Below are 2,396 nucleotides of genomic sequence, written 5' to 3' on the forward strand. Positions count from 1 at the left end.
CCGATAGCATATTTTATCGATCGGATTATATTTCGGATCAACCGATTGAATAAGCTAATGTAGCATTCCATATGCACAATAAAAAGCCGCTCCTCTTAAATGTGGACGATTATGACGCAGGACGGTATGCTACGACGAGAATCCTGACCATGGCCGGGTTCACCGTTATCGAGGCGGAAACCGGCGAAGAGGCCCTGAGAAAGGTCAAAGAAGAAAAGCCGGACCTGGTCATCCTCGACATCAACCTGCCTGATATAGACGGCTTTGAGGTGTGCAGGGGGATCAAGGAAGAACCTTCATCAAAGTTGCTCCCTGTCCTTCATCTTTCCGCAACCTTTACGGACACTGCTGCAAAAGTAAAGGGCTTGGAAGGCGGTGCCGACGGTTACCTTACACAACCGGTTGAGCCGCTGGTGCTCATTGCAACCATAAAATCCCTTCTCCGGCTCAAGGATGTTGAGGCCGAGGCGGTTTTAATGGCTTCGCAGTGGGAGAGCACTTTTGATGCCATCTCCAGTTCAGTATTCCTTCTGGACTTGGACTGTCGTATCCTTCGATGCAACAAAGCCACAGAAAAACTTTTTAATAAAACACAGGATGAGATTATCGGCAGGCATTGCTGGGAATGGATGCATGGTGCGAATAAACCAATCCCAGAATGTCCTATGACGTCCATGAAGAACGACTGTCAGAGAAAAAGCATTGCCTTCCAAGCAGACGAGCGTTGGCTCCAGATTACGGTTGACCCGATTCTGGATGAAGCAGGAAATCTGACCGGGGCAGTCCACGCCATTGATGACATCACCGAGCGTATAAACCTTCAGGCACAGCTTATTCAGGCGCAGAAAATGGAATCCGTTGGGCGGCTGGCCAGCGGAGTGGCTCACGATTACAACAACATCCTCAGCGTGATCCTGGGTTACACGGAACTGGCTCTGGACAAGGTGGGCCCCAATGATCCGCTGCATGCCGACCTGATGGAAATCCTGGCTGCCGCCAAGCGTTCCGCAGATATTACCCGCCAACTACTGGCCTTTGCGCGCAAGCAGATTGTTGCCCCCAAGGTACTCGCTTTAAACGAAACCTTGGAGGCGATGTTCAAGTTGCTGCGGCAACTCATCGGCGAAGACATCGATCTATCCTGGAATCCCAGAGCAAACCTGTGGGCGGTCAAGATAGATCCCTCCCAGCTCGACCAGATCCTGGTCAACCTGTGCGTCAACGCCCGGGACGCCATCGCCGGCGTGGGCAAAGTCACCATCGAAACGGACAAGGTGACCCTTGACGCGGCCTATTGCGACGATCACGCAGGCTTTATTCCCGGGGATTTTGTTCTGTTGGCCGTTAGCGACAATGGCAGCGGCATGGATAAAGAGACTCTGGGTAAGCTTTTCGAACCGTTTTTCACCACCAAGGGTGTGGGGCGGGGAACCGGTTTGGGACTGGCCACAGTCTACGGCATCGTCAAACAGAACAAAGGTTTTATCAATGTTTACAGCGAAATCGGAAAAGGCACGACCTTTAGGATTTATCTTCCGCGTCATGCGGGCGACAACGAAGAGATGAGCGAGGAAACCACAGAGGAAATTCCCAGGGGGCGTGGCGAAACCGTTCTGGTGGTGGAGGATGAAGCTTCGATTTTGCAACTGGCCAATAGAATCCTAAAGGATCTCGGATACAGCGTACTGACCGCCAAAACCCCTGGTAAAGCCATGGGTTTGGCAAAAGAACATGCGGACAGCATTCACTTGCTCATCACCGACGTGGTCATGCCTGAAATGAACGGCCGGGAATTGGCTGAACGGATGCTGGCCCTCTACCCCGGTCTTAAAGTTCTTTTCATGTCCGGATACACGAGCGACGTGATTGCCCACCGGGGGGTGCTGGACGAGGGGGTCAATTTTATCCAGAAACCTTTTCCAAAAAAAGACATGGCCGCCAAAGTCCGCGCGGCGTTGGATACAGTCAAACCATGATGGGCGAATTATATACAGTCAACAGACTTCGCTGAGTAGTTACGTTCTTTTTTACTTTTCTTCCACCTCACATACAGTCGTATCCGGATATCTTGACAAGGTATCTAATTCCTCATCCGGAACCTTGGGCAGTCTCTTAAAACTGTTTTTAATCAAGTACAAAATAAGTTTCATATCCAAACCCGTCAGAAAAATGTAAGGGGTTTTGCCAAAAGCCTTTCCTATCAGATCTCGATTTGCCGTTTGTGTGTAATCAATAAACGCGTTAGCGACGTCCCCTGATACCAAAGAATTTAGGTTAAATACTTTCACAGGTGTTGCGCAGGTAAAATCAAAAGCGCAGAGATTGATGAAGCGAATCTGCGGGTTATCAAACGTTCGAAAATAGATGCGGAGGTTGGTTACATCGTACATTCCTCA

Annotated in this window: 2 protein-coding genes; one reads left to right on the forward strand and one right to left on the reverse strand. The window is 50.0% G+C overall.

What is annotated here, in order from left to right; all coding sequences use genetic code 11:
- Positions 1–71 precede the first annotated feature (71 nt).
- The gene (locus KKE07_05060) at positions 72–1,976 is read left to right on the forward strand and encodes a response regulator (protein ID MBU4270211.1); all 1,905 of its coding nucleotides are present in this window, start codon (positions 72–74) and stop codon (positions 1,974–1,976) included.
- Between the two features lie 51 nt (positions 1,977–2,027).
- Here the strand turns inward: KKE07_05060 and KKE07_05065 are convergent, their stop codons facing one another.
- Positions 2,028–2,390 carry a hypothetical protein gene (locus KKE07_05065; protein ID MBU4270212.1) on the reverse strand — a complete coding sequence of 121 codons (363 nt, stop codon included), beginning with the start codon at positions 2,388–2,390 and terminating at the stop codon, positions 2,028–2,030.
- Positions 2,391–2,396 lie beyond the last annotated feature (6 nt).

Source organism: Candidatus Dependentiae bacterium (assembly GCA_018897535.1).
Classification (GTDB): domain Bacteria; phylum Babelota; class Babeliae; order Babelales; family UASB340; genus UASB340.